This is a genomic window from Bradyrhizobium japonicum USDA 6 (genome assembly GCF_000284375.1).
Classification (GTDB): domain Bacteria; phylum Pseudomonadota; class Alphaproteobacteria; order Rhizobiales; family Xanthobacteraceae; genus Bradyrhizobium; species Bradyrhizobium japonicum.
Map to the genome: position 1 here is coordinate 7,554,868 of NC_017249.1, position 22,934 is coordinate 7,577,801.

Annotated in this window: 21 protein-coding genes and 1 pseudogene; 15 read left to right on the forward strand and 7 right to left on the reverse strand. The window is 64.7% G+C overall.

Translation table 11 applies throughout. The features are described from left to right. The first annotated feature begins 92 nt into the window (after positions 1–92). The 7 genes from smc (at position 93) to BJ6T_RS35330 (ending at position 8,748) form a co-directional block, all read left to right on the forward strand. Entirely contained in the window at positions 93–3,557 is a 3,465-nt protein-coding gene (gene smc, locus BJ6T_RS35300) for a chromosome segregation protein SMC (protein ID WP_014497377.1), read from the forward strand. A gap of 150 nt (positions 3,558–3,707) precedes the next feature. Continuing rightward, the gene (locus BJ6T_RS35305) at positions 3,708–4,688 is read left to right on the forward strand and encodes a small ribosomal subunit Rsm22 family protein (RefSeq protein WP_014497378.1); all 981 of its coding nucleotides are present in this window, start codon (positions 3,708–3,710) and stop codon (positions 4,686–4,688) included. Positions 4,689–4,825: 137 nt separating this feature from the next. After that, on the forward strand, positions 4,826–5,386 hold the full coding sequence (locus BJ6T_RS35310) for a LemA family protein (RefSeq protein WP_014497379.1): 561 nt from the start codon (positions 4,826–4,828) through the stop codon (positions 5,384–5,386). A 32-nt stretch (positions 5,387–5,418) separates the two neighbouring features. After that, positions 5,419–6,621, forward strand: coding sequence for a M48 family metallopeptidase (locus BJ6T_RS35315; RefSeq protein WP_014497380.1), 1,203 nt, complete (start codon positions 5,419–5,421; stop codon positions 6,619–6,621). Between the two features lie 218 nt (positions 6,622–6,839). Next, complete coding sequence (locus BJ6T_RS35320) at positions 6,840–7,592, forward strand: P-loop NTPase family protein (RefSeq protein ID WP_014497381.1); 753 nt, start codon at positions 6,840–6,842, stop codon at positions 7,590–7,592. Between the two features lie 60 nt (positions 7,593–7,652). Beyond that, positions 7,653–8,321 (forward strand): hypothetical protein, encoded by a 669-nt coding sequence (locus BJ6T_RS35325; protein ID WP_014497382.1) that lies wholly within the window; start codon positions 7,653–7,655, stop codon positions 8,319–8,321. Between the two features lie 94 nt (positions 8,322–8,415). After that, a complete protein-coding gene (locus tag BJ6T_RS35330; protein ID WP_014497383.1) occupies positions 8,416–8,748 on the forward strand; it encodes a GIY-YIG nuclease family protein in 333 nt (110 codons plus the stop codon). Between the two features lie 25 nt (positions 8,749–8,773). Here BJ6T_RS35330 and BJ6T_RS35335 read toward each other — a convergent pair whose 3' ends face one another. From BJ6T_RS35335 to petA, 5 genes are all read right to left on the reverse strand, one after another. Further along, complete coding sequence (locus tag BJ6T_RS35335) at positions 8,774–9,313, reverse strand: adenine phosphoribosyltransferase (RefSeq protein ID WP_014497384.1); 540 nt, start codon at positions 9,311–9,313, stop codon at positions 8,774–8,776. Positions 9,314–9,322: 9 nt separating this feature from the next. Further along, positions 9,323–11,488: an anthranilate synthase component I gene (locus BJ6T_RS35340; protein WP_014497385.1), complete on the reverse strand. Its 2,166-nt coding sequence runs from the start codon at positions 11,486–11,488 to the stop codon at positions 9,323–9,325. Positions 11,489–11,716: 228 nt separating this feature from the next. Beyond that, entirely contained in the window at positions 11,717–12,391 is a 675-nt protein-coding gene (locus tag BJ6T_RS35345) for a dienelactone hydrolase family protein (protein ID WP_014497386.1), read from the reverse strand. 272 nt (positions 12,392–12,663) lie between these two features. After that, entirely contained in the window at positions 12,664–14,727 is a 2,064-nt protein-coding gene (gene fbcH / locus BJ6T_RS35350) for a cytochrome b/c1 (RefSeq protein WP_014497387.1), read from the reverse strand. Between the two features lie 62 nt (positions 14,728–14,789). After that, a complete protein-coding gene (petA, locus tag BJ6T_RS35355; RefSeq protein ID WP_028153668.1) occupies positions 14,790–15,320 on the reverse strand; it encodes a ubiquinol-cytochrome c reductase iron-sulfur subunit in 531 nt (176 codons plus the stop codon). A 288-nt stretch (positions 15,321–15,608) separates the two neighbouring features. Between petA and BJ6T_RS35360 the strand changes: the two genes are divergently transcribed. From BJ6T_RS35360 to BJ6T_RS35385, 6 genes are all read left to right on the forward strand, one after another. Beyond that, positions 15,609–16,067, forward strand: a complete 459-nt coding sequence (locus tag BJ6T_RS35360) for a tRNA (cytidine(34)-2'-O)-methyltransferase (RefSeq protein WP_014497389.1) — start codon at positions 15,609–15,611, stop codon at positions 16,065–16,067. An 18-nt stretch (positions 16,068–16,085) separates the two neighbouring features. Beyond that, positions 16,086–16,718 carry a 7-carboxy-7-deazaguanine synthase gene (gene queE, locus BJ6T_RS35365; RefSeq protein ID WP_014497390.1) on the forward strand — a complete coding sequence of 211 codons (633 nt, stop codon included), beginning with the start codon at positions 16,086–16,088 and terminating at the stop codon, positions 16,716–16,718. A gap of 17 nt (positions 16,719–16,735) precedes the next feature. Next, entirely contained in the window at positions 16,736–17,101 is a 366-nt protein-coding gene (locus tag BJ6T_RS35370; RefSeq protein WP_014497391.1) for a 6-pyruvoyl trahydropterin synthase family protein, read from the forward strand. 115 nt (positions 17,102–17,216) lie between these two features. Beyond that, a complete protein-coding gene (gene hemF / locus BJ6T_RS35375) occupies positions 17,217–18,104 on the forward strand; it encodes an oxygen-dependent coproporphyrinogen oxidase (RefSeq protein ID WP_028170425.1) in 888 nt (295 codons plus the stop codon). Beyond that, a complete protein-coding gene (locus BJ6T_RS35380) occupies positions 18,095–18,844 on the forward strand; it encodes an HAD family hydrolase (RefSeq protein ID WP_014497393.1) in 750 nt (249 codons plus the stop codon). The genes hemF and BJ6T_RS35380 overlap by 10 nt, the downstream gene beginning before the upstream one ends. Positions 18,845–19,175: 331 nt before the next feature. Continuing rightward, a complete protein-coding gene (locus tag BJ6T_RS35385; protein WP_014497394.1) occupies positions 19,176–19,382 on the forward strand; it encodes a YodC family protein in 207 nt (68 codons plus the stop codon). A 113-nt stretch (positions 19,383–19,495) separates the two neighbouring features. Here the strand turns inward: BJ6T_RS35385 and BJ6T_RS35390 are convergent, their stop codons facing one another. Continuing rightward, positions 19,496–20,569 carry a TauD/TfdA family dioxygenase gene (locus BJ6T_RS35390; protein ID WP_014497395.1) on the reverse strand — a complete coding sequence of 358 codons (1,074 nt, stop codon included), beginning with the start codon at positions 20,567–20,569 and terminating at the stop codon, positions 19,496–19,498. A gap of 268 nt (positions 20,570–20,837) precedes the next feature. On the opposite strand from BJ6T_RS35390, the gene BJ6T_RS35395 reads away from it, so the two are divergent. Beyond that, the gene (locus BJ6T_RS35395; RefSeq protein WP_014497396.1) at positions 20,838–21,290 is read left to right on the forward strand and encodes an ester cyclase; all 453 of its coding nucleotides are present in this window, start codon (positions 20,838–20,840) and stop codon (positions 21,288–21,290) included. 214 nt (positions 21,291–21,504) lie between these two features. Here the strand turns inward: BJ6T_RS35395 and BJ6T_RS35400 are convergent. Beyond that, positions 21,505–22,020: pseudogene (locus BJ6T_RS35400) on the reverse strand (IS5 family transposase); the annotation flags it as partial. Between the two features lie 453 nt (positions 22,021–22,473). Here BJ6T_RS35400 and BJ6T_RS35405 point away from each other — a divergent pair. Continuing rightward, positions 22,474–22,917, forward strand: coding sequence for a DUF7933 domain-containing protein (locus BJ6T_RS35405; RefSeq protein ID WP_014497398.1), 444 nt, complete (start codon positions 22,474–22,476; stop codon positions 22,915–22,917). Positions 22,918–22,934: the final 17 nt, after the last annotated feature.

The window sequence follows — 22,934 nt, forward strand, 5'->3', positions numbered from 1 at the left end:
GCGCCTCGCGCGACTCACCCAGAGAGTGACATTGCCTTCCATGGTATTGTCCCGGCAGGGGGATTCGCGCCTGCCAACAGAGATGCGTGCTTATGAAAATCACCCGCCTGCGCCTTCACGGCTTCAAGTCCTTCGTTGAGCCCACGGACTTCGTCATCGAGCCCGGCCTGACCGGCGTGGTCGGCCCCAACGGCTGCGGCAAGTCGAATCTGGTCGAGGCGCTGCGCTGGGCGATGGGCGAGACGTCCTACAAGTCGCTGCGCGCCGCTGACATGGACGCGGTGATCTTCGCCGGCTCCGGCAACCGTCCTGCGCGCAACCACGCCGAAGTGACGATGACGATCGACAATGCCGATCGCACCGCGCCGGCGGCGATGAACGACAGCCAGCTTCTGGAAATCTCCCGCCGCATCGAGCGCGAGGCCGGCTCGGTCTATCGCATCAACGGCCGCGACGTTCGCGCGCGCGACGTGCAGATCCTGTTCGCGGACGCGGCCACCGGCGCGCGCTCGCCCGCCCTCGTCCACCAGGGCAAGATCGGCGAGATCATCCAGGCCAAGCCCGAGCAGCGCCGCCGTGTGCTGGAAGATGCTGCCGGCGTCGCCGGCCTGCACGCCCGCCGCCACGAGGCCGAACTGCGGCTGAAGGCCGCCGAAACCAACCTCACCCGCGTCGAGGACGTGATCGGCCAGCTCGGCGGCCAGATGGAAGGCCTGAAGAAGCAGGCCCGCCAGGCCGTGCGCTATCGCGAAGTCGCGGCCAAAGTCCGCAAGGCGGAAGCGACGCTGTTCCACCTGCGCTGGATCGGCGCGCATGCCGACGTCAACGAATCCGGCCAGACCCATGATCTCGCGGTTCGCGAGATGGCCGAACGCACCCAGCACCAGGCCGAAGCCGCCCGCATCCAGGCGATCCGCGCTGCCGAAATGCCGGCGCTGCGCGATGCCGAAGCGCGCGCCGCGGCCGGGCTGCAGCGCCTGACCAATGCGCGCGAACTGCTCGACCGCGAGGAAGAGCGCGCCAAGGAGCGCGTCGCCGAGCTCGAGCGGCGCCTCGCCCAGTTCGAGGGCGACATCTCGCGCGCCCAGCAGCAGACCATGGACGCCGACGTCGCGCTCCAGCGGCTCGACACCGAAGACGCCGAGCTGAAGGAAGAGATCAAGTCGCGGGTCGAGAAGCGCTCCGGCGTCGACGAGCGCGTCGGCGAAGCCGAGGCGGTGCTGACCGAAACCGAGCAGCAGTTCGCCGAGCTCACCACGGCGCTTGCCGACCTCACCGCCAAGCGCAACCAGCTCGAGGCCAATGTCCGCACCCACCGCGACAAGCTCGCCCGGCTCGACCAGGAGATTTCGAACGTCGCGGCCGAAGAGCAGAAGCTTGCCGACGAGACCGGCGGCTTCGGCGATCTCGACGAGCTGACCGCAACGGTCGAGACCGCGGAGCAGACCCTTGCTGCTTCGGAAGCCGCGGCCCAGGCGAGCGAGGCTGCGCATGTTGCCGCGCGCCAGACGCTGGAATCCTCGCGCTCGCCGCTCGTCGAAGCCGACAAGCGCGTGCAGCGCCTCGATACCGAAGCGCGTACGATCTCCAAGATCGTCAACGGCGAGACCAAGAATCTGTGGCCGCCGATCATCGACGGCATCACCGTCGACAAGGGTTTTGAGAAGGCGATCGGCGCAGCCCTCGGCGACGATCTCGATGCGCCGGTCGATCCATCCGCGCCGATGCGCTGGACCAATGCCGGCGTCACCGAGGGCGATCCGGAGCTGCCCGAGGGCGTCGTGCCGCTTGCGAGCCACGTTCAGGCGCCCGCCGAGCTGGCGCGCCGCCTGGCGCAGATCGGCGTGGTGCCGCGCGAGCGCGGCGCCGAGCTGGTCTCGCAGCTCAAGACTGGCCAGCGGCTGGTCTCGCCCGAAGGCGACGTCTGGCGCTGGGACGGCTTTGTCGCCGCGGCCCACGCCCCCACCGGCGCCGCACGGCGCCTCGCCGAGCGCGCCCGCCTCGTCGACATCGAGAACGAGCTGGAGCAGGCCCGCATCGACGCGCAGATCAAGCGTCAGGCGCTGGAGAACGCCGAGTCCGAGCTGCAGATGGCCGCCAGCACCGAAGGTGCGAGCCGCGAGGCCTGGCGCGCCGCCCAGCGCGAGCTGAACGTCGCGCGCGAGCGCCATGCCACCGCCGAGCGCGAGATCAGCCGCCGCGCCGCGCGCAAGGCGACGCTGTCGGAAGCCCATAGCCGTCTCGCCGCCGACCGCGCCGAGGCCGAGGCCGCGTACGAATATGCCGCCGCCGGCATCACCGAACTGCCGTCGAGCGAGGACACCGAAACCCGTCTCGCCGCCGTCCGCAGCGATATCGAAGGCCATCGCCGCATGGCCGCCCAGGTCCGCGCCGAGGCGCAGGCGCTGGCGCGCGAGGCGGAACTCGCCGACCGGCGCGTGCAGGCGATCCTCGCCGAGCGCACCGAGTGGCAGAACCGCAAGGAGAGCGCGGCCTCTCACATCGACACCATCCAGACCCGCATCACCGAGGTCTCGATCGAGCGCAGCGATCTCGAAAACGCGCCCGCCGTGTTCGCCGAGAAGCGCAGCGCGCTGATCACCGAGATCGAATACGCGGAAAACGACCGCCGCATGGCCGCCGACGCGCTCGCCTCGGCCGAGACCGCGATGGCCGAAACCGATCGCGTCGCCAAGCTGACACTCGAAGCGCTGTCGAGCTCCCGCGAGGCCACCGCCCGCGCCGAGGAACGCATGGAAGGCGCACGGCGCCGGCTCGAGGACATCGAGCGCGAGATCCGCGACATGCTGGAGGTCGAGCCGCAGGCCGTTGCCGGCCTCGCCGAGATCGAGCCCGGCGCCGAGCTGCCGCCACTGCACGACATCGAGGAAGACCTCGAAAAGATGCGCCGCGACCGCGAGCGTCTGGGCGCCGTCAACCTGCGCGCCGAGGAAGAGCTGCGCGAGGTCGAGACCCAGCATACGGGCCTGGTCACCGAGCGCGACGACCTCGTCGAAGCCATCAAGCGGCTGCGCCAGGGCATCCAGAGCCTCAACAAGGAAGCGCGCGAGCGCCTCCTGACCTCGTTCGAGGTCGTCAACAACCACTTCAAGCGCCTGTTCGTCGAGCTGTTCGGCGGCGGCGAAGCGGCGCTGCACCTGATCGAGAGCGACGATCCGCTGGAAGCCGGTCTCGAGATCATCGCAAAGCCGCCGGGCAAGAAGCCGCAGACGCTGTCGCTGCTTTCGGGCGGCGAGCAGGCGCTGACCGCGATGGCGCTGATCTTCGCGGTGTTCCTCACCAACCCCTCGCCGATCTGCGTGCTGGACGAAGTCGACGCACCGCTCGACGACCACAACGTCGAGCGCTACTGCAACCTGCTGCACGAGATGACCGGCTCGACCGACACCCGCTTCATCATCATCACGCACAACCCGATCACGATGGCGCGGATGAACCGGCTGTTCGGCGTCACCATGGCCGAACGCGGCGTCTCGCAGCTGGTGTCGGTGAGCCTGGCCGAGGCCGTGGACATTCTCGACCAGAACGTGGCTTGAGCCTCCGGTCGTTCCACACCCATTGACGTCATCATCCGCCTTGTGCGCAAATTGCGCGCCGGGGCGGATGATCCAGTGAGCCGCGGCTTCTCGGTTGACGGCACTATCTCGGAGTACTGGATGCCCCGACTTCGCGGGGCATGGCCGCGGATGATGATCTCACCCACCCTCCCCACCGAACTGAAAGCCGCCCTCGACGGCAAGCTCCAGGGCTTCTCCCGCACCGACGCCGCACAGCGCTCGCAAAAAATCTCGACCGCCTATCGCGCAGGTGGCACCTCCGGCACGATCAAGTCCGACGCCGACGCGCTTGCCTATGCGCTGGCGCGGATGCCGGCGACCTATGCGGCCGTGGCGGCCAGCCTGAATGCGCTGACCGAGATGGCGCCGGACCTCGCCCCGGAAACCCTGCTCGACGTCGGCGCGGGCCCGGGCACCGCGAGCTGGGCCGCTGCCGAGGCCTTTCCGTCGCTGCAGGATTTTACCCTGCTCGACGCCAACGCCACACTCAGCCGTCTCGCGCTCGAACTGGCGCGCGACAGCACGCGGCTCGCCGATTGCCGCTATCTGCCTGGCGACGCCGGCGCCAACCTCGCCGAGGTCTCGCAAGCCGATCTCGTCGTCGCGAGCTACGTGATCGGCGAGCTCAGCGAGACCGATCAGCGCAAGCTGGCGGAAACGATGTGGGCGAAAGCACGCCACGCGCTGGTCGTGATCGAGCCCGGCACACCGGCAGGCTACGCGCGCATCCTCGCGCTGCGCCAGCAGCTGATCGCGCTCGGTGCCTATGTCGCCGCGCCCTGCCCGCACGAAAAGCCGTGCCCGCTCACCGCACCCGACTGGTGCCATTTCAGCCAGCGCCTGCCGCGCTCGCAGGCACATCGGCAGATCAAGGGCGCCGACGTGCCGTTCGAGGACGAGCGCTTCATCTACATCGCCCTGACCCGGACAGCGCCCGCAACACGTGCCGCGCGCGTGCTGGCGCCAGCGGATGTCGGCAAGGCCGAGATCACAGCGAAGCTCTGTACGGAGGGCGGCCTCGCCATCACCAAGGTCCCGCGGCGCGACAAGGCCGCCTATGCAAACGCCCGGCGCTGGCGCTGGGGCGACGCGGTCATTGCCGAAAGTTAACTTCGTCGGACGCTTTTGCCTTGAACTCGGATGGTTCCCCATTCGACCAAGTCTTACCTTCCTCTGCGCCGGGCTCTCGTCCTGCGCCAATTTTGGTCTAGGCTGCGCCCGCCTTCTTCCCCCTTCAGGAGTTCTCCATGTCGACCGGCTGGATCGTTCTCGGCGTCATCGTCGTCCTCGTGTTCCTGGCGTTCAGCGCCTACAACCGGCTGGTGGCGCTGGGCCAGCGCGTCGGCCAGGCCTTTGCCGACATCGACGTGCAGCTCAAGCAGCGCCACGATCTGATCCCGAACCTGGTCGAGACGGTGAAGGGCTATGCCTCGCATGAGCGTGGCACGCTCGACGACGTCATCAAGGCGCGCAACTCGGCGATGTCGGCGCAGGGACCGGCACAGGTATCCGCCGCCGAGAACCAGCTCTCCGGCGCGCTCGGCCGGCTGATCGCGCTGTCCGAGGCCTATCCGGACCTCAAGGCCAACGCCAACTTCCAGCAGCTCGCCAGCGAGCTCTCCGACCTCGAGAACAAGATCGCGGCGAGCCGCCGCTTCTTCAACAACGCGGTCCAGGAATACAACACCGGCATCCAGCAGATGCCCGCCGCCCTGTTCGCCGGCATGTTCGGCTTCACCAAGAAGGACTTCTTCGATCTCGGCGCCAGCCGCACCGAGGTCGAGGCAACGCCGCAGGTGAAGTTCTGAGTTGAGCCGATAGGCCGGCAGGGCATCGCGTCATGGCCGCGTATGGTCTCTACACGCACATCGCCTCGAACAAGTTTCGTTCGATGCTGCTGCTCGCCGGCCTGTTCACGCTGGTCTACGTGCTGGTCTATGCCGGCGCGCTGGTCGCGGAAGTCGTCATCAACAGCAATGGCACTGTCGCCTACTATCTGAGCCGCGCTTTCCACGACCTCATCGTCGCCGCGCCGTTCGCGACGATCGCGGCGGCGGCCTGGATCGTCATCGCCTATTTCTTCCACCAGTCGATGATCGATGCCGTGACCGGCGGCCACGACGTCACCCGGCAGGAAGAGCCGCGACTCTACAATCTGCTCGAAAACCTCTGCATCTCGCGCGGCATCACCATGCCGAAGCTGAAGATCATGGAGAGCCCGGCGCTGAACGCGTTCGCGACCGGCCTCAATCCGCGGCAATATTCGATCACCGTGACCACGGGTCTCCTCGATGCGCTTGATGACAAGGAGATCGAGGCGGTGCTGGGCCACGAGCTGACCCACATCAAGAACGGCGACGTCCAGCTCATGGTGGTCGCCGTCATCATCGCCGGCGTGGTCGGCTTCTTCGGCGAGTTGTTCTTCCGTCTGTTCACGAGCTTCAACTGGAGCTCCGGCTCCGGCGGCTCGTGGTCGTCTGGCTCGTCCTCATCGTCGCGATCATCCTCGTCATCGAGCGACAGCAAGAGCTCCGGCGGCGGCGCGGTGATCGTGATCATCATCGCGGTCGTGTTGATCGTGGTGGCGTGGCTGTTGTCGCAGGTGGTGAAGCTCGCGCTGTCTCGTTCGCGCGAATATCTCGCCGACGCAGGCTCCGTCGAGCTGACGAAAGATCCGGACGCCATGATCTCGGCACTGCGCAAGATCGAGAACCGCGGCGAGCTGCCGGGCGCGACCTCGGCGGTGATGGAGCTCTGCGTCGACAATCCGCGCGAGGGCTTTGCCGATTTGTTCGCGACCCATCCCTCGGTGCAATCCCGGGTCGACGCGCTGGTCAAGTTCGCCGGCGGCCATGACCCCGGCCCGCTGCCACCGCCCGACGAGACGGACGGGCCTGAGGCACAGGTGGAGCGGCAGGACGGCCCGCCGCCGTTGCGCCAGGGGCCTTGGGACGATGCAGGCGGCTCGGCCAGTCCGCCGCCCGTGCCCGCCCCCTCCGGAACTGCAGCCGGCAATCCGATGGGTCCTTGGGGCCGTCGTTAAAGGGCGGGATTTTAAGCGACTTGCGAAGGGTTGCGTTGCGATTGGGAAAAACCTCGGAAATTGCCACAACCAGAGGCCGAGGATTTGAATTCTCCCTTGTTTCTGCCATGTTCGCGCCCAACAGCAGACTTGGGACATCCTTGGGGCATCCTTGGGACATCGATTTGGGGCCCGGCCGATTGCGACCTCGCAATCGGAGGGCGCGTTAGGGGACAGCAATGGCAAAGCCGGCAGTGGTTGTGGTGGGCGCGGACAAGGGCGGGGTGGGCAAGACCACGGTGTCGCGCACCTTGCTCGATTATTTTTCCGCCAACAACGTACCGACGCGCGCCTTCGACACGGAGTCGCCGCGTGGAACCCTGAAGCGCTTCCACCCCGAGATCACCGAGATCGTCGACATGATGACGACCGCGGACCAGATGAAGATCTTCGACACGCTCAACGCGGCGAGCCCGTCGGTGACCGTGATCGACGTCCGCGCCGGCCTGCTCTCGCCCGCGCTGGCCTCGCTGCGCGACATCGGCTTCCTCGACGCCGCCAAGGCCGGCCAGATCACCTTTGCGGTGTTCCACATCCTGGGCCCCTCGATCGCGTCGCTCGACGAAATCGCCGAGACCGCGGGCTTCATGGGCGGCGCAAAATATTTCCTGGTCAAGAACTTCATCAACGACACCCAGTTCTTCCAGTGGGACCAGGCGACCTACAATTCCTACTTCCACCGCATCAAGGACGCGACCGAGCTGACCATCCCCAAGCTCAACGAAATGGCCTATGAGCAGGTCGAGGTGTCCTCCGTCCCGTTCCTGAAATTCGTTGCCAACAAGGGTCTCAACGACGAGGCCGCGAACTATTCCTTCGTGCTGCGCGGCTATGTCCGGCACTGGCTGGCGAATGTCTGGAGCGAGTTCGACCGGATCCGGCTGACCGACATCGTCGGATCGAAACCCGCCACGCGCAGCAGCGAAAAATAGTTGCAGAGCCCGGGCTGATACGGCTGGATTGGGCGCTGAGTTCGCCTGATATAGCTGCCGATGCCCGCGACGCCCCTTTACATCATCTGCTCGCCCCGCCCGCAGGTCGGCAAGACGCTGCTGGCGCGGCTGTTGAGCGAATTTTTGCTGCTCAAGAACGGCGACGTCGCGGCCTTCGACGTCAACCTGAAGGAGCCGTCGCTGCTCGACTATCTGCCGAAGGTCACCGAAACGGCTGATGTGATCGACACCTACGGCAAGATGCAGCTGATGGACCGCGTCATCGTCGATGACGGCCTTGCCAAGGTGATCGACCTCGGCTTCCACGCCTTCGACGAGTTCTTCAAGATGACCGACGAGATCGGCCTGTTGAAGGAGGCCGCGCGCAGCCACGTCGCGCCGATGATCCTGTTCGTCGCCGATACCGATCGCGTCTCGGCCCGCGCCCACGAGATGCTGCGCGCGCAGATCCCCCGGGTGAACCTGATCACCGTGGACAATGAGCACGTCGTGCGCGGCGAGCTGCCGGCCGCGATGGCGACCGGGCGGCTGTTCCGCCTGCCCGCGCTGCCCGGCTTCCTCAAGACCTATATCGACCGGCTGAACTTCTCCTTCACCGGCTACCTGCGCCAGGAGAAGGACGCCTCCACCGAGCTGCATCAGTGGACCCGGCGGAATTACCTCGCCTTCCGCGAGCTCGAGCTCAGCCTGATCCTGCAGCGCTCCTGAGGCGATAATTTTACCCGGATAATATTGACTGTGGGCCCGACCAGGCCTATTGAGAGGCGGACATCGGTATCCCTCTCAGCAAGGTCCCACCCCCGTGAGCATCGACCGGAAGGCAGCCATCGCCGCCTACAAGGAGCGCAAGACCATTGCGGGCATCTACGTCGTCCGCTGTGCGGCATCGGGCGAGGCCTGGGTCGGCCAGGCGCCGAACCTGCAGACCATCCAGAACCGCATCTGGTTCTCGCTCCGCCAGGGCAGCCACACCTGCCCTACCCTCCAGGCTGCCTGGAACGCGCATGGCGAGGCAGGCCTGACGTTCGGCGAATGCGAGCGGCTGGACGATGAGGAGACGGACTACGTCAGGAACGCGCTCCTGAAGGAGCGCATGCTGCACTGGCGGTCGGCATTGAACGCCGAGGCGATCTGACGATCGCCGGGCCCGGCGACGCGGCTCAATGCCCTTCGAACGTCATCAGCGTTCGCACCGGCACGTCCATCGCACGCAGCTTGGCGGCGCCGCCGAGATCGGGCAGATCGACGATGAAGCAGGCGGCGACCACATTGGCGCCGATCTGGCGCAGCAGTTTCACCGCGCCCTCCGCAGTGCCGCCGGTGGCGATGAGATCGTCGACCAGGATCACGCGCTCGCCGGGCCGGATCGCGTCGACATGCATCTCCATCTCGTCGATGCCATATTCGAGAGAGTAAGCGATGCGCACGGTGGTGTGCGGCAGCTTGCCTTTCTTGCGGATCGGCACGAAGCCGGCTGAAAGCTGGTGCGCCACCGCGCCGCCGATGATGAAGCCGCGCGCCTCCATGCCGGCGACCTTGTCGATCTTGTTGCCGGCCCAGGGATTGACCAGCTCGTCGACCGCGCGGCGGAACGCGCGCGCATCCGCGAGCAGGGTCGTGATGTCGCGGAACAGGATTCCCGGCTTGGGATAGTCGGGAATGGTGCGGACGCTCGCCTTCAGATCGTGGTCAAAAGTCATTGGTGCCTCTCAATCAACGCGCGCATCCAGCCGGAACGCATTCTCGACAATCCTCAGGCCCACCTCGCCGCTGAGCGACATCAGCGATTCCGGGTGGAACTGCACGCCGGCAACCGGCAGGGTCTTGTGCTCGAGCGCCATGGCGACACCATCCTCGGTGCTGGCGGTGACATCAAGCACCTCCGGCATGCTGTCGCGCTCGACATAGAGCGAGTGATAGCGGCCGATGACGATCTCGTTCGGCAGATTGCGCATCAGGCGTCCGCCCCGGACCTGCACCCGCGAGGGCCGACCGTGGGCGGGATGGGTGAGCTGGCCGAGCTCGCCGCCGAAATATTCGCCGATCGCCTGCACGCCGAGACAGACGCCGAACACCGGCAGCTTGTTCTCCAGCGCCGCGTCGATGGTCTTCTTGATCCCGAAGTCCTCAGGTCTGCCTGGTCCGGGTGACAGCACCAGCAAATCCCACCTCTTCCGCTTGAGCATGTCGAGCGCATGCACATGGCGGACCACGGTGACGTCGGCGCCGACCTGGCGGAAATAATCGGCCAGCATGTGCACGAAGCTGTCGTCGTGATCGATCAGCAGCACCTGCTTGCCCGAGCCGGTCGCATCGGGCGCGAAGGCCGACAGCGGCTTTGGCGGATCGCCGCGCAGCGCCTGGAACAGGGCTGCAGCCTTGACCTGGCACTCGCGGTCTTCGGCCGCGGGATCGGAATCGAACAGGCAGGTGGCACCGACGCGCACCTCGGCCAGACCATCCTTCATGCGGATGGTGCGGATGGTGAGACCGGTGTTGATGCTGCCGTCGAAATTCACCGCGCCGATCGCACCCGCATACCATCGCCGCGGCGAGCGCTCGTGATCCTCGACGAACTGCATCGCCCAGAGTTTGGGCGCGCCGGTTACCGTCACCGCCCAGGCATGGGTGAGGAAGGCATCGAGCGCGTCGAAGCCGGGACGCAGCATGCCCTCGACGTGATCGACGGTGTGGAACAGTTTTGAGTAGGTCTCGATCTGCCGCCGCGCCAAGACCTTGATCGTGCCGGGCACGCAGACGCGCGCCTTGTCGTTGCGGTCGACGTCGGTGCACATGTTGAGCTCGAACTCGTCCTTCTCCGAGTTCAGCAGCTGGCGGATCTGCTCGGCATCGCCGATCGCATCGGTGCCGCGCGCGATCGTGCCCGAGATCGGGCAGGTCTCGACGCGGCGGCCGTCCGAGCGCACGAACATTTCCGGCGAGGCGGAGACGAGGAACTCGCCCTCGCCGAGATTCATCAGGGCGCCGTACGGCGACGGGTTGATGACGCAGAGGCGCTGGAACACTTCCGCCGGCGAGCGATCGCAGGGCTCGGCGAAGAGTTGTCCGGGCACGGCCTCGAACAGATCTCCGCGCGCGAAAGCCGCGCGCGCGGTCTCGACGGTGGCCTGATATTCGCCGGGCGCGTGATCGGCAAAGCCCTGCCGCGGCGTCTTCAGATACGGGCTCTCGACGGTCTCGCGCGGCAGGCCTTCGGTGGACTTGCCCTTCCACGCAAAATCGTAACTCAGCACCACGCCGCGGCCGGTCGCACGGTCATAGGCGAGCAGGCGATCGGGGACATAGAGCACGATGTCGCGCTGGTCCTGCTCGCGTGCGCGCTTCTGCACGAGGTCCTCGATCTGGAACACGAGGTCGTAGGCGAAGGCGCCGAACAGGCCGAGCAGCCCGTCGTCGTTGGCGGAGAAGGCGGCGACGAGATCGCGCACCAGCGACATCACGCTGGCGCGCCGCGTGCGCTGGTCTTCCTCGACCGGCGCATCGCCGCGGATGATGTGGCCGGCAAGCCACGTGGCGCTCTTCTCGGAGATCACGACGCAGGGCTCGCGCAGCACGTCGGCGAGGAAGGCGATCAGCACCTGCCCGCGTTCATTGAGCGCTTCCAGCTTGAAATTGACGCCAGTGGTCTCGAGCTTGACCGGCGGGTCGGAGAAGCCGAGGTCAAAGCTCTCGTAGCGGCCGGGCACGGTCGTGCCCGAGGACAGCACCACGCCGCGGCGGCGATCGAGCAGGTTGATGAGATCGTCGAGCCTGTTGGCGCCGCCGGTGAACTGCTCCGCCACACGCGTGATCGCGAGACCGCCGCGGGTCAAATAGTCGCTTCGAGCCGGGAGGGCAAAGACTGTCCTGTTCATGTCGTCCTCTTACGAAACTTGCCGAGGAAACGCCACACAGGACAAACGATCAGGCCGCCGCACTGCGTGGCGACCTTCGACGATTTTGAGAAATGAAATCGCACCGGCCACCTCTTTAGGAGGTGCGCCACCAAAGACGGGCTGGGCGGACGGCGGTGCTCATGGGGCGGATACTCACCATGGCGCGGGGACGGCGTCAAGGGTGCCCCCGCGACCCGGGAATAGCGATTAGCCCAGGTGCTTTCTGAAAAACTCCGTCGCCCTGCCCCAGGCGAGCTCGGCGGCTTCGCGGTCATGCACGGCCTGGCGCTGCTCGTTGACGAAGGCGTGTTCGGCATCATAGCGGAACAGCTCGAGCGACTTGCCGGCGGCCTTCATGCCGTTTTCAAAACCATCGACCAGTTGCGGCGTGCACCAGTCGTCCTTGTTGGCGAAATGGGCCTGGAGCGGGATCTTGACGTCGGCGGGCTTGGCGGCCTGCTCCGGCGGGATGCCGTAGAACACGACGCCGGCCGCAAGCTCCGGAATCTTGGTCGCGCCGATGATGGTGACGGCGCCGCCGAGGCAGAAGCCTGTCAGCCCTACCTTGGCGCCGTTGCGCGACAGATATTGCGTGGCGCCGCGCACGGTCTGCGTGGTGGCGTCCATGAAGTCCAGCGAGTTCATCTCTTTGCCGGCGGCGTCCATGTCGTGATACGGCACCACCTTGCCCTTGTAGAGATCGGGCGCCAGCGCATCGAAGCCGGCGAGCGCAAAGCGGTCGCACAGGCCCTTGATCTGATCCGACAGGCCCCACCATTCCTGGATCACGACCACGCCCGGCGCGTTGCCGCGCGCGGCGTTGGCGAGATAGCCCGAGGCGTCCTTGCCGTCAGGGCGCTTGAAGGTGATGGCGGTTCCCATGGTGTCCTCCGATGAGTTTCTGGGGGAGCGGTTGGCGGTATTTTGGCCGCTGGGAGCGCGATAGGCAATCGCGCCAAACAACACACTCTCGTGCCCCGGATGCAATGCAGCGCGCCGCCCTTTGCGGCGTGGTGCGTTGCTGATCCGGGGCCCAGCCACAAGCATGCTGGATCCCGGCTCTGCGCAGCAGCGTTGCAAGCTGCAGCGCGTCCGGGACACGGGCAACAAAAAGCCCCCTCGCGGGGGCTTCTTCATGTCTCGTCTTGCACCGCTCAGTGAGAGTCGGCCCAGACCTTTTTCTTCGTGAAGTACATCAGGCCCGCGAAGATGATCAGGAACACGAACACCTGGAAGCCGAGGCGCTTGCGCGCTTCCATGTGGGGTTCGGCGGTCCACATCAGGAACGTGGTGACGTCCTTGGAATATTGCGCGACCGTGGTCGGCGAGCCGTCGTCATAGGTCACCTGGCCGTCGCTGAGCGGCTTCGGCATCTTGATGGCGTGACCCGGGAAGTACTTGTTGTAGTAGGAGCCTTCCGGGATGGTGACGCCCTCAGGCACCTTGTCCTCAAAACCCTGGAGCACCGCCGCGACATAGTCCGGGCCCTGCTCCTGGTACTGGGTGAAGAAGTCGAAGATGAACCAGGGGAAGCCGCGGCCGTAGGAGCGCGCCTTGGTGATCAGCGACAGATCGGGCGGCGCCGCACCGCCGTTCGCCGCACGGGCCGCCTGCTCGTTCGGGAATGGCGAGGGGAAATAGTCCGCCGGCCGGCCCGGGCGCTCGAACATGTCACCCGCATCGTTCGGGCCGTCCTTGACCTTGTACTCGGAGGCAAACGCCGCTGCCTGCGCCACCGAATAGCCGGGGCCGCCGGCTTCCGCGAGGTTGCGGAAGGCGATGAAGGACAGGCCATGGCAGCTCGAGCAGACCTCCTTGTAGACTTTCAGGCCGCGCTGGAGCGCACCGCGGTCGTACTTACCGAAAGGGCCGGAGAACGACCATTTGTTGCCCGGCGGCCTGTCGCTGCCTTCGGAGGCGCGAGCGTCCTGAAGGCTGCCGAAGAACAGCGCGCCGGCGGCAACGAGCGCGATGGCGACCGAGGCCACCGCCTTGCCGCCCTTGGCCAGGATCGCCTCCGAGATCGAGTTCGGCACCGGCCGCGGCGTCTCGATGCGCGAGAGCAGCGGCAGCACGATCAGGAAGTAGGCGAAGTAGCAGACGGTCAGGACCCGGCCGGCGATCACGTAGATGCCTTCCGGCGGCTGCGCGCCGAGATAGCCGAGCAGGATGCAGACCGCGACGAAGATCCAGAAGAACTGCTTGGCCAGCGGCCGGTACTTCGACGACCTGGTCTTGGCGGCATCGAGCCAGGGCAGGAAGCACAGGATGATGATCGCCGAGAACATCCCGATCACGCCCGCGAGCTTGTTCGGGATCGAGCGCAGGATCGCGTAGAACGGCAGGTAATACCATTCCGGCACGATGTGCGGCGGCGTCACGCCCGGGTTCGCCGGGATGTAGTTGTCGGCGTCGCCGAGATAGTTCGGCATGTAGAAGATGAACCAGGCGTAGAGCAGCAGGAAGCAGGCGACGCCGAACCCGTCCTTGATGGTCGCGTGCGGCGTGAACGGCACCGTGTCCTTTTCCGTCTTCGGCTCGACGCCGTCAGGATTGTTCTGGCCGGCGACATGCAGCGCCCAGACGTGGAGCACGACGACGCCCGCGATCAGGAACGGCAGCAGATAGTGCAGCGAGAAGAAGCGGTTCAGCGTCGGGTTGCCGACCGAATAGCCGCCCCACAACAGCGTCACGATGCTCTCGCCGACATAGGGAATGGCGGAGAACAGATTGGTGATGACGGTGGCGCCCCAGAAGCTCATCTGGCCCCACGGCAGCACGTAGCCCATGAAGCCCGTCGCCATCATCAGGAGGTAGATGATGACGCCGAGGATCCACAGCACCTCGCGCGGCTCCTTGTAGGAGCCGTAATAGAGGCCGCGCAGCATGTGGACGTAGACCGCGAAGAAGAACATCGACGCGCCGCAGGCATGCATGTTGCGCAGCAGCCAGCCGTAGTTCACGTCACGGACGATCAGCTCGACCGACTTGAAGGCGAGATCGGCGTGCGGCGTGTAGTGCATCGCCAGGACCACGCCGGTCAGGATCTGCATCCCCAGCATGAAGGAGAGGATGGCGCCGAAGGTCCACCAGTAGTTCAGGTTGCGCGGGGTGGGATAGACGACGAAGGAGGAATGGACGAGACCGATGATCGGCAGACGTCGCTCGATCCATTGCAGGGCCGGATTGCTCGGCTGGTAGTCGGATGGTCCGCTCATGATGCGATCCTGAGGAAATAGTACGACGAGACGGCGCGAAGCTTCGGGCGAAGGCCCGAAGCTCAGCCGATCTGGATTTTGGTGTCGGAAACGAACTGGTACGGCGGCACCGGCAGGTTCGCGGGCGCGGGCCCCTGGCGGATGCGGCCGGACGAATCGTACTGCGAACCATGGCAGGGGCAGAAGAACCCGTCGTAATTGCCCTCATGAGCGATCGGGATGCAGCCGAGATGGGTGCAGATGCCGATCACGACCAGCCACTGCTCGTGGCCGGGCTTGACGCGGGCCTCGTCGGACTGCGGATCGGGCAGGCTCGCCACGTTGACGGCGCGCGCCTCGTCGATCTGCTTCTTGGTGCGGTGGCTGACGTAGATCGGCTTGCCGCGCCAGAACACCTTGATGTCCTGCCCCTCGGCGATCGGGCTGAGATCGACCTCGATCGGCGCACCGGCGGCGATGGTCGACGCATCAGGATTCATTTGAGAGATGAAGGGCCAGAGCGCAGCTGCGCCCCCTACTGCTGCAGCTGCCCCCGTTGCAACGAATAAGAAATCACGGCGTGTCGGATGGTCCGCCGAAGACGCTGTCGTCACGATTCCAACCCTTTCTTCTTATGCTGCCGACGGAACCGTTCCGGGAGCCCCCAAGGTCCCCAAAACAGTGTGCCGGCGCCCGCGGCCCCCGCGGCGGCAGAACTTCACTTGTCCCCACCGAACAGGGCGAAAACAGCAGTCCAGAATCGTTCTATTGGCACCCTTGCCGGGCGAGCGCAAGCCCGCTAACGGCGTGGGGGCGTGCAATGCACGAATTCCGCAGCCAGCGATGTTTTATTGAGACATTTCCGGCCCGCACCGCCCCCGATACAGCCCTTGCACAATCCCATGCAGATAGCGCTTTTCCAACCCGACATCGCCCAGAACACCGGCACGATTCTCAGGCTCTGTGCCTGCCTCGGCATGGCCGCCCATATCATCGAGCCAGCGGGCTTCCCGTTCTCCGACCGCTTGTTCCGCCGGGCGGGAATGGACTACCTCGATCATGTCAGCGTGACCCGCCACGACTCCTGGTCGAAATTCGAGGACTGGCGTGCGACACAGGGCTACCGCCTGCTGCTATTCACCACCAAGGCCGCCACCGATTACCGCGATTTTCATTACCAGACGTCGGACATCCTGCTATTCGGGCGCGAGAGCGCCGGCGTCACCGACGCGGTGGTCGAGGCTGCGGATGCGCGGCTGGTGATCCCGATCACGGCGGGGCTGCGGTCGCTCAATGTCGCCATGACCGCGGCGATGGCCGCAGGCGAGGCGCTGCGGCAGCTCCGGAACCCGCAAGTTTGATATGTTGAGGAGAGACCATTGAGTTACGCGGTCAAGGAAGTCTTCCTGACCCTGCAAGGCGAAGGCGCACATGCCGGGCGCGCGTCCGTGTTCTGCCGTTTTGCCGGCTGCAACCTCTGGAGCGGCCGCGAGGCTGACCGCGAGGCCGCGACCTGCAAATTCTGCGACACCGATTTCGTCGGCACCGACGGCACGCTCGGCGGCCGCTATGCCTCGGCCGCGGAACTCGCCGACACCATCGCCGCGCAATGGACCGCTACCGCCGACAACCGTTATGTGGTGCTCACTGGCGGCGAGCCGCTGCTCCAGGTCGATGCCGCCCTGATTGACGCCCTCCACGCCCGCGGCTTCGAGATCGGCGTCGAGACCAATGGCACGATTGCAGCACCTGAGGGGCTCGACTGGATCTGCGTCAGCCCCAAAGGCGGCAGCGAGCTCGTCCAGCGCCGCGGCCACGAGCTGAAGCTGGTCTATCCGCAGGCCCTCGCCACGCCGGAGACCTTCGAGGGCCTCGCCTTCGAGCGCTTCTCGCTGCAGCCGATGGACGGACCCGAGGTTGCCCAAAACACCGTGCGTGCGATCGACTATTGCCTGCATCATCCGCAATGGCGGCTGAGCGTGCAGACGCATAAATCGCTCGGCATCAGATAGGATTGGTTTTCGAACAGATGTGGGAATTGACGAAATCGTTCCGCTTCGAGGCGGCGCACTCATTGTCGGGAACGACCTTTGGCGCCGCGAGCGAAGAGATCCACGGCCACTCCTTCCGCGCCGAGGTGACGTTGCGCGGCACGCCCGACCCCAAGACCGGCATGGTGGTCGATCTCGGCCTCGTCCAGCGCGCGATCGAGGACGTGCGGCTCACGCTGGACCACAAATACCTCAACAAGATCGAGGCGCTGGGCACACCGACGCTGGAAAACCTCTCACGCTTCGTCTGGGAGCGGCTCCAGCATATCGGCAAGCTCACCCGCGTCAGCATCCACCGCGACAGTTGCAACGAGAGCTGCTCCTATTACGGTCCGCAGGGGTGAAATTCGTAGGGTGGGCAAAGCGCAGCGTGCCCACCATTCAGGACGACAATGAAGTTGGTGGGCACGGCGCAAGAGCGCCTTTGCCCACCCTACGAGACCGGTTTTGGAATTGGATATGGACATCTCGACAATCGAAGACCGCAAGACGCGCGCTCGCGCCTGGTTCGAGGCTTTGCGTGACCACATCTGCGCGAGCTTCGAGCGGCTGGAGGATGAGGCGCCGGAAAGCCTTTATCCGGGCGAGGCCGGCCGCTTCAAACGTACGCCCTGGCAGCGCACCGATCATACCGGCGCACCCGGCGGCGGCGGCGTGATGTCGATGATGTCCGGCCGTCTGTTCGAGAAGGTCGGCGTGCATTGCTCGACGGTGCACGGCGAATTCGCGCCCGAGTTTCGCGCCCAGATTCCGGGCGCGGCGGACGACCCCAGGTTCTGGGCCTCCGGCATCTCGCTGATCGCGCATCTGCGCAATCCGCACGTGCCCGCCGTGCACATGAACACCCGCTTCGTCGTCACCACAAAAGCCTGGTTCGGCGGCGGCGCCGATCTCACGCCGGTGCTCGACCGCCGGCGCACGCAGGACGATGCCGACACGCTCGCCTTCCACGCCGCGATGAAGGAGGCTTGCACGGGCCCGAACGGCGTTGCCGACTACGACAAGTACAAGAAATGGTGCGACGAGTATTTCTACCTGCCGCACCGCAAAGAGGCGCGCGGCATCGGCGGCATCTTCTACGACTGGCACGACAGCGGCGACTGGGACGCCGACCTCGCCTTCACCCAGGATGTCGGCCGCGCCTTCCTGAAAATCTACCCCGACATCGTCAGGCGCAATTTCGCGAGCGCCTGGACCGCTGAGGACCGCGAGGAGCAATTGATCCGGCGCGGACGCTATGTCGAGTTCAACCTGCTCTACGACCGCGGCACAATCTTCGGGCTCAAGACCGGCGGCAACGTGGACTCGATCCTGTCGTCGCTGCCGCCGGAGGTGAAATGGCCATGAGCACCGCGATGCCTCCGCTGCCGCGCGCCATGCTGATCGACATGGACGACACCATCCTGTCGGCCTACGGCCGGCCCGAGATCGCCTGGAATACGATCGCAGAAGAATTTGCCGACGAGCTCGCACCGCTGCCGCCGCAGCAGGTCGCGACCGCAGTTTTGGCCTTCGCACGAAACTTCTGGGCCAATGCGGAAGCCGCGTGGCGGATGAAGCTTGGCGAGGCACGGCGGCTTACGGTGCGGGGCGGCTTCGCCGCGCTCGCCGCCGACGGCCACCGCGCCCTCTCCGACGATCTCGCCGATCGCCTCGCCAACCGCTTCACGACCTATCGCGAAGAAGCGATCTTCGTGTTCCCCGGCGCGCATGATGCGATCGACGCGTTCAAGGCACGCGGCGTCAAGCTCGCGCTGGTCACCAACGGCGCCGCCGACATGCAGCGCGCCAAGGTCGAACGCTTCGAGCTCACGCATCGCTTCGACCACATCCAGATCGAGGGCGAGCACGGTTTCGGCAAGCCCGAGGAGCGCGCCTATCTGCACGCGATGGAGGCGCTGGGCGTCACCGCGAAAGACACCTGGATGATCGGCGACAATCTGGAATGGGAAGTCGTGACGCCGCAGCGCCTCGGCATCTACTCGATCTGGATCGACGTGCATGGCGACGGCCTGCCCGAAGGCTCGGCCGTCAAGCCCGACCGCATCATCCGCTCGCTGACCGAGCTCGTGCCGGACCCGACCTAGCCAAGGCGCAAAAACAAAACATCGAAAACAACCCCATGCACAGTAGCCGGCCGCTGCAATTTCAACAGCTTGCCGCAAACCCATTGCATTGCTGATTTTACGAAATCATTTGACGCGTCGGGCAAAACAGGCGCATGATGCCATCATCGCCGCGCCCGGGACGGAATAGCCCCTGGTGACCTCGAGCGATCCCCCACGCGAACCTCTGCCATCGACGTTTCGGCAGCCTGCGCAAGCCGCAGCAAATTCACGGGTCCCCGAGCCCGTGATCGGCCTGTCATGACGGCTTGCTAGCCTCCCCTCTCGTCGATCAACCCCGAAAGGACCATCCATGGAACTGAAAACCGGCGACGTCGTGATGCTGAAATCCGGCGGCCAGCCGCTGACCGTCGCAGAGGTGAAAGGCGACGACATCCTCTGCCTCTGGATGGGCCCGGAAGGCGATCTGTTCCGCGAGACGCTGCCGCTGGCCGCGCTCGATCGACTGGAAGTGGAAGACGACGAGGATGAGGACGACGAAGACGAGGATGACGAGTAGGCCCGCGTAAGGTCGCATCCGAATTAGATCGGAGCATTCTCCTCCGGCGCGTCCGATGTCCGCTTCGCCGCCAAGAACGGCGCGATAGCGGACATCGCCAGGTGCTTCGAACGTCAATCCAGCGGAACGTTCAGACTGGTCCCTTTGGTGATAATGCCGCCACGGTTGCCGATCTCGATCGAGCCATAACGCTGTTTGAAGCAATTGGGCAGCGGCCGGTCGCCTTCCATGCTGAGCCAAAGGCGCAACAAGTGACGCTTCTGGCCCGCGTTAGGCCAATCGCGGAATCCGGTCCGATCATGCAGCAAAGCATGATTGTAAACGAACTGCATGTCACCCGGCTGAAGCCGCATGCCAAAATGCAGCGTGGGGTCATTTGCGAGCGCGTCGAAGAGATCGAGCGCTTCGACGTGAGCCGGCGTCAGTCTTGGCGCATCGGGAAAGCGCTGCGCACTATCGATATACTGGCGCTGATAGAACCCGGTCAGGAACCCCGCATGCCAATTCAGCACCGGGATTTCGAGATATGGCTTTTCGTTCTCCGGCACCTCGCCGCGCCGGTCTGTCGCGATTGGATCGAACAGGAGGGCGGCAAGATCGGGACGTCTGTCGAACATCTCGTTGTAGATGGCCGTCGTACTGACGAGGAGAGAATCGCCTCCCTCCATTGCCTCGCGAATGCATAACAGTCCAACCACGTCGGACGAATCCGTGTGGAATGTTTGCCGTTCCGACGTTTGATAAATGCGGGTGTTCGGATCCCTCGCATCGGCGCCTGTGTCCCGGACGTGACCGAGAATATGACCCGCCGCATTTTGGGACCGCGCCGATCCGAGATGCGCGCCCACCCCGCAAAATATCGTAGCGGCAAACTCCTGGCTATAATTTGCCACCGGCAAACCGCGCATGACTTCGAAGCCAAGGCCGGCCAGAAGCTTTGCCTTGAGTTCTTCCAAGTGCGCGCCGAAGCGGGGAAGCGGAAAGCTTTCCTTCGTGATGTCGGCGATTTTCTTGCTTCTGCCGAGATATGATTGAGCCGCGCTCTCAAGCTCCGCGACCTCGCTGGCGGCAAGCGATATCAACCATCGATCAGGATTGACCTTCATCTCGGCGCCCAGCCAGGCCGATGGGATATCGATCTTCCCCGGAGGGCGATCTATCCCGCCGGGCGCCGAGAGCGCGTTCATATTGTCGGTTCCTGAGAAAATTGGTCGTCAGAATGAGCGTCGGATCATCGACGATATTGCGCCGACCGCTTGTTTGCAACTTGGCCAGGCCAATGCCGCCCGATGTCCGCTTCTCTGCCGGCAACGGCGCAACTCGCGGATATCGCCGGATGCCCGGCACTTTCGAATTTCAGGGCAAGAACCGGAGTTTGATGTGGGGGGACAACGCCTAGACATTGCAGCGATCGAAGGTCGATCCACGATTCCTGCAAATGAAAGGTGTTTTTCGATGAGCAAGCAAGATGAGAACAAGGCCGTCGTCGGTCGTTGGTTCACCGAATTCTGGGGCAAATCCGTCAATCTTGGCGTCATCGACGAGATCGCCGCTCCCGACATGCTGCTCAAATATTCGCTGCATGAACCGCGTCGCGGCCGCGCCGATATCAAGGCGTTCATGACCGACTTCCGCGCCGCGTTTCCCGATCTCAACTTCTGGGGCACCGCGGACCTGATCGCCGAGGGCGACTATGTCGTTGGTCAATGGGACGGCGGCGGCACTCACACTGGCCCGGCGTTCAACGACTTCCTGATCGGCGGCCTCCCGGCTGCGACCGGGCGCAAGATGCGCTTCACGGGCACCACGGCGCTCAAGGTCATCGACGGCAAGATTGTCGAGGAGATCGGTCTTGATGACGGCGTCACCGCACTGACCCAGCTCGGCTTACTCAAGGCGGCGGCCTGATCGGAACGCTACCGCACCATCGGCACATCCGATGCCGTTGAACGAGGCTCGCACGTGGTGGGAGCCTCGTCTGCTCTTACGCACCGGACGTATCATCTTTTTCACATCGTCAATCTGGTTCGCGCGGTCCGATCCTTCGCCAGCCTTCGATTCGAACGGAAGGACCAGAGTTGCCGTCGGAAATCGGGTGGCAACGCCTCCGGCATCGTGGAGACTAGGGCGTGGACTCATAACGGGCAGCCAGCCATAGCCGGATAGATGCGAGTTGGACGAAGGCGAGGTAGTTTCCCGCAAGCCTGTCGTAGCGCGTCGCCACTCGACGACATTGTTTGATCCTGTTGAAGAATCGTTCGACCTGGTTACGAGCGCGATAGAAATACGGACTGAAGCAGATCGGATCGCTGCGGTTGCTTTTCGGCGGGATGTTGGCCCATGCGCCCTTTTTCATGGCAAGCGCTCTTATCCAATCGGCAAGCAGCATTGACCCGAACCTCAGGCGCGAAAGCAATTTTCCGGCAAGTCGAATATCGTGCGCCTCGCCGGGGCTCAGCGCAAGCCGTACCGGTAAGCCATTGCTATCGACCACCGCGTGTATTTTGCTGGTCAGGCCACCGCGTGACCTTCCCATCGATTGGCGCTGGTTTCTTGTGATGCAGGCCCCGTGCTGATGCACGCGGACAATCGAGGTGTCGATCATCTGGACCGCGGCATTATGGGCAGCGGCAAGCGCGACTGGACGGAACAAGAGCGCGCAAAATGACCAGATGAAACTCCAGATTTGGTCAGTGTCACTGACCACTGCGTGGCTCAATTTCCACAACAAGCGGGAAATTGCCCCACCGTTTGTTGTCGGCCACACTTATGGCAAATCCGGTGACGAAACATTTACAGCGTGTAGTGTTGGTCCATTTGCAACCAGCGTCAGTACCTGGGTTTGGCGGCGCTCCGCCGTTCGCGTCCGCGGCAGGGGCGGCCGAACCATCTGACGTGTCCCGACCTTTCATTGTTGCCTTTGCCGATGTGACAACTGTTCTCGGGGGCGGGGATGAAGTTTGGGTTGTGTCGCTTTGCGCGATTTCCTGTCGCACCGCTTGCGATCTGCTGGTTTTCGAAGCCGGCTCGCGCAGGCGCTGTTACCCCAGTGCAAGGATTGCACCGCCGCGCCACGGTGTGGACGGCAGTTATGGGCGTGCTGATCGCGTTCTTGTTCGCCAGCCCGGCGTCTGCGCAGCTGCGCGGGCAGAATGATCCGACGCTTGCCAAGTCGTTCGGGGCGGGGACGATCTCGGTCGGCAGCAGCACGACGCTGACATTCGTCGTCACCGCCGCCAACTTGGGAAACAGCGGCGTAAACTTCACAGACACTCTGCCCGACGGACTTGTTGTCGCTACCCCCAGCGGCCTGACCAACACCTGCGGCGGCAACGCAACCGCTGGCGGCAACAGCATCAGCTTGGCGAACGTCTCCCTGACATCGAACCAGACGTGCACAGTCGTGGTCAACGTGACGGCTACGTCCGCTGGCACGAAGCACAACGGTCCGGTCAAGCTCTTCTCCGATCAGGGGCCCGGCAACGCCGCAAATGCAAATCTGAATGTAATCGCCGCGCCCCCTTCACCCCCATAATCGCCAAGAGCTTCGCG